This window comes from Cuspidothrix issatschenkoi CHARLIE-1 (assembly GCF_002934005.1).
In the GTDB taxonomy this organism is placed as follows: Bacteria; Cyanobacteriota; Cyanobacteriia; order Cyanobacteriales; family Nostocaceae; genus Cuspidothrix; species Cuspidothrix issatschenkoi.
In genome coordinates, this window is the sequence record NZ_PGEM01000040.1 from 1 (window position 1) to 4769 (window position 4769).

Below are 4769 nucleotides of genomic sequence, written 5' to 3' on the forward strand. Positions count from 1 at the left end.
CTAAAGATTGTAAATAAAGAAGTTCAGCATCATTGAATCGTCCTTGAGAATAATACAATAGTGCTAAATTATTAAGACTAGTAGCAACATCAGGATGATCATTACCTAGTTGGCGTTTTCTGATATCTAAAGATTGTAAATAAAGAGGTTCAGCATCATTGTATCGTCCTTGAGAATAATACAATGCTGCTAAATTATTAAGACTAGTAGCAACATCAGGATGATCATTACCTAGTTGGCGTTTATAGATATCTAAAGATTGTAAATAAAGAGGTTCAGCATCATTGTATCGTCCTTGAGAATAATACAAAAGTGCTAAATCATTAAGACTAGTAGCAACATCAGGATGATCATTACCTAGTTGGCGTTTTCTGATATCTAAAGATTGTAAATAAAGAGGTTCAGCATCATTGTATCGTCCTTGAGAATCATACAATCCTGCTAAATTATTAAGACTAGTAGCAACATCAGGATGATCATCACCTAGTTGGCGTTTTCTGATATCTAAAGATTGTAAATAAAGAGGTTCAGCATCATTGTATCGTCCTTGAGAATCATACAATCCTGCTAAATTATTAAGACTAGTAGCAACATCAGCTAAAACACAAGCAAGATGTTTAGTTTCTGGTTTTAATTCCTCCCAACTTAAATCAAATGCAGCTTGTAAACCTCTTTTTGCTTGCATTCCTCCCGGTACTTGTTCTGGTGACAGTGAAGGATGTTTAACTCTCTCTCGCAATTTATCACCCATTACTAACAGTGATAAATCCTGAGAATCTTCATCATCTAAATAATATCCTACCAATTCTAAAGCTAAAGGCAAATATCCCAACTCATAACAAAGTAGTTTAGCTGCTTCTGGTTCTGCATCAATTCTTTTTTGTCCAATAATTGCAGCTAATAAATCTACTGCTGCTGCTTCTGACAAAACTTGTAATTCTAACTTTTTGGCAATGCGTTTATCTGGTGTTTCCCGCGAAGTCATCAATACTCGCAGAGAAACTAAATCCTTTGGTGGTAAATAGGATTCGATATCTTTATTTAAACTAGATATATCATCAAAAATCAATAATACATTTTCTGTTTGATATTTCCATTGTTGCCAACAAGCCTTTACCATTTGTAGAGTAGATAAATTTGCTGGTAAATCTGCTTTAAATCTCCATTTAGTCAAAGCGATAATTTCCCCAGCCATATTTTCCCTATCCCTGACATCAATATAATAGACTCCACCGGTAAATAATGATGTACATTCTGGTAGATTTGCATATTCTCGCACCAGTCCAGTTTTACCAATTCCTCCCATTCCAGAAACAACACAAACGTTTTTACCACTTTGCAATAATTGATGGAGTTCTTTTAATTCCTCTTCCCGTCCAAACAGTCCACCTTCGCGGGGTTGGGGTGGTTTGAAAGGGTTTCCTTCTAGTTGTTTCGGTTGAGAGTAAATATTTTGATAAATATCACCTGTCGTCAGATTACCTCCGACATTAACATTATTCAAGATAGATTGATTAATTTGTGGTTGTTCACTCATATAGAATCTTCCAAAATTAGTGTCAGTGCCTGATTAATAATTGTGTTACGATCTATCATCGTGGCAATTTCATCTGCTTCATATCTACCTTCAAAAGCTTCTAATGATGCTTGATCTAAAGCAGATTGATAAGCATCTTCTAGGGTTTCTTGTAATTCTGTTTCTGTTAAATAATTTCCGTTTGCTTTCCGTCGCTTATTGGTACGTTGAATTTGACGTACAGAATTACGAATTGATATCTCCCATGATCTTGTTGTTCGTTTCTCCGCTTGCTGTTTAATCAAATGTAGTAATAAAATAATGCCAAAGCTAATAATTTTGTTTAGCTTATCATCCTTACTCATCTCCGTCATTTCCTCCACTAGCAGCAATGCGTCTGCAATATTGCCACTAATTAATAAATTTTTAAGTTCTAATAATTCTTCCATAACTTATCCCTCTTGACTTAAATCACCTAAATCAATATCACCTGTTACCTTGACATTTTTTAACATTGTTTGTTCTACAAATTCAGGATGAAGGGTTGCTTTTTGTTGCATTGACTTTGCTTTCAGATTAGTCGCTTCAATATCAGTTGCCATTACTTGTACAATTGTACCTGCTTTCACTGCTTGTTTTATTGCTTGTAATTTGTCCCGGAAGGTACTATTATTTTCTACATCAGCAGTATCAACCAATTCCGCAAAAATCGGATCATCAGGAATTTGTTGTAAAACTTCTGGCTTGAGAGATAATACCTCTAGATTACTTGCTTCTAAAGCTGCTGCTGTGTCTGGGGAATGTTTGCGAATAATAGCAATTGCTTTACCAACCTTTTGCATTAAAACATCACTAAAATTTTCACCCTGTTTCTGTAACACTCCCGTGAGAAATATGGTAGTAATGGCAGTGGCTAAAGTGATAGGATCCATAAAACTATTCCTCAAGATAGTTGAATATACCTATTATCGTCATCATTCCAGGGAATAATCAACTAAGCTGTTAGTCCCCGATTCCCCGTTATGGTAGTGTAATCCGAATCATAATTTACAGGTATTCCTTACCTCACAAAAGACATATATCACAGAAAATAGATTTTCATTAATTATCTGCAAGCAAGTAAAACAGACGGATAACTATGCTAGAACAAGGTACTATCAGTATTCATACTGAGAATATTTTCCCAATTATTAAGAAGTCTCTTTATTCAGATCATCAAATCTTCCTGCGGGAACTGGTATCCAACGCCGTAGACGCGATCCAAAAAATCAAAATGGTGTCCCGCGCTGGGGAGTACAATGGGGAAGTTGGCGAACCAGAAATTACAATTGCCATTGATAAAGATAATAAAACCCTCTCTATCTCCGATAATGGTATCGGGATGACCGCAGAGGAAGTGAAAAAATACATCAACCAAGTTGCTTTCTCTAGTGCGGAAGAGTTTATTCACAAATATGAAGGCAAAGCTGACCAACCAATTATTGGACATTTTGGTTTGGGGTTCTATTCCTCCTTCATGGTGGCGAAAAAAGTAGAAATTGATACCCTTTCCTATAAAGAAGGTTCTCAAGCAGTTCACTGGAGTTGTGACGGTTCACCAGCATTTACTTTAGATGAATCTTCTCGCACTACTCGCGGTACTACTATTATCCTCACATTAATGCCAGATGAGGAAGAATATTTAGAAGCTGCGAGAATTAAGAATTTAGTTAAAACCTACTGTGATTTTATACCTGTTCCCATCAAATTAGATGGGGAAGTGTTGAATAAACAAAAAGCGCCTTGGCGAGAATCTTCTAACAATTTAACCAAAGAAGATTATTTAGAATTTTACCGCTATCTCTATCCTTTTCAAGAAGAACCTTTGTTATGGGTACATCTAAATACAGATTATCCATTTATTATTAACGGGATTTTGTATTTCCCGAAAATGCGTCCTGATGTAGATGTCACCAAAGGACAAACAAAGTTATTCTGCAATCAGGTTTTTGTGAGTGATAACTGTGATGAAATCATTCCCCAGTTTTTAATGCCCATGCGGGGGGTAATTGACAGTACAGATATTCCTTTGAACGTTTCCCGTAGTGCGTTACAAGGCGATCGCACCGTTAAGAAAATAGGAGATTATATCGCCAAAAAAGTCGGTGATAGACTCAAAGAACTATACCGGGATAACCGTGAACACTACATTAGTGCATGGAAAGATTTAGGCACTTTCGTTAAATTTGGCGTTCTCAACGACGAGAAATTTAAAAAACAAGTTGAAGACATTCTCATATTCCGCAGTAGCGCCAAATTAAACACCCAACCCACAGAAACACCAGCAGTTGAAGTCCAATCTTCAGAAGGTGACGCTTGGGAAGATGTCACCCCAGCAAACACCAGCAGCACACCTTACACCACCATCAAAGAATATTTAGAACGCAACAAAGAACGCCAGGAAAATAAAGTATTTTACAGCACAGATGAAGCCAGTCAAGCTACTTATGTGGAACTGCATAAAAATCAAGGTTTAGAAGTTCTATTTATGGACTCCTTCATTGATACCCACTTTATTAACTTCCTAGAAAGAGAATATCAGGATGTTAAATTTACACGGGTAGATTCTGACCTTGATAATACATTGTTAGATGATAAATCTAGCGAAATTGTTGACCCCACCACCAATAAAACCAAGAGTGAAACCATCAAAGAATTATTTGAAAAATCACTCAACAAACCCAGAGTTACCATTCGTACCGAATCCTTAAAATCAGACGACCCCCAAGGAACACCACCAGCAATGGTATTATTGCCAGAAATCCTTCGTCGTATGCGGGAAATGAACGCCATGATGCAGCAGCAAAATGTAGAATTTCCTGAAGAACATATTTTAATCGTCAATACTGCCCATCCTTTAATTCAAAACCTAGCCAGTTTGAATCAAGGTAGTATTATTCAAGGTGATGGTGAGTCACCCACAGGACAATTAGCAAGAATGATTTGTCAGCACGTCTATGATTTAGCACTGATGTCTCAAAAAGGCTTTGATGCAGATGGTATGAAATCCTTTGTTGAACGTTCTAATGATGTGTTAACCAAGCTCACAGAACAAGCGAGTAAGTAAGATCCAGATCCCCCTAAATCCTTAAAAAGGGGGATTTTTAATAATTAGGACTTCCGCAAAATTATCCTCAAACTCTTATTCCTCTGTGTCCTCTGCGTCCTCTGCGGTTCGTTATTCCCTAACCAGTAAACCAAAAAGTTTTTTCCT

At 36.7% G+C, this 4769-nt stretch carries 4 protein-coding genes; 1 reads left to right on the forward strand and 3 read right to left on the reverse strand.

Going from position 1 to position 4769, the window contains the following annotated elements; translation table 11 throughout:
* The 3 genes from CUN59_RS07015 to CUN59_RS07025 form a co-directional block, all read right to left on the reverse strand.
* Window positions 1-1537, reverse strand: a 1537-nt coding sequence (locus CUN59_RS07015; RefSeq protein WP_133164006.1) for a tetratricopeptide repeat protein, incomplete at its 3' end; no start/stop codon positions are given.
* On the reverse strand, window positions 1534-1965 hold the full coding sequence (locus CUN59_RS07020; protein WP_104387172.1) for a DUF29 family protein: 432 nt from the start codon (window positions 1963-1965) through the stop codon (window positions 1534-1536). The genes CUN59_RS07020 and CUN59_RS07015, both read right to left, overlap by 4 nt.
* A 3-nt stretch (window positions 1966-1968) precedes the next feature.
* The gene (locus CUN59_RS07025; protein ID WP_104387173.1) at window positions 1969-2448 is read right to left on the reverse strand and encodes a hypothetical protein; all 480 of its coding nucleotides are present in this window, start codon (window positions 2446-2448) and stop codon (window positions 1969-1971) included.
* A gap of 206 nt (window positions 2449-2654) precedes the next feature.
* On the opposite strand from CUN59_RS07025, the gene htpG reads away from it, so the two are divergent.
* Window positions 2655-4622: a molecular chaperone HtpG gene (htpG, locus tag CUN59_RS07030; protein ID WP_104387174.1), complete on the forward strand. Its 1968-nt coding sequence runs from the start codon at window positions 2655-2657 to the stop codon at window positions 4620-4622.
* Window positions 4623-4769: the final 147 nt, after the last annotated feature.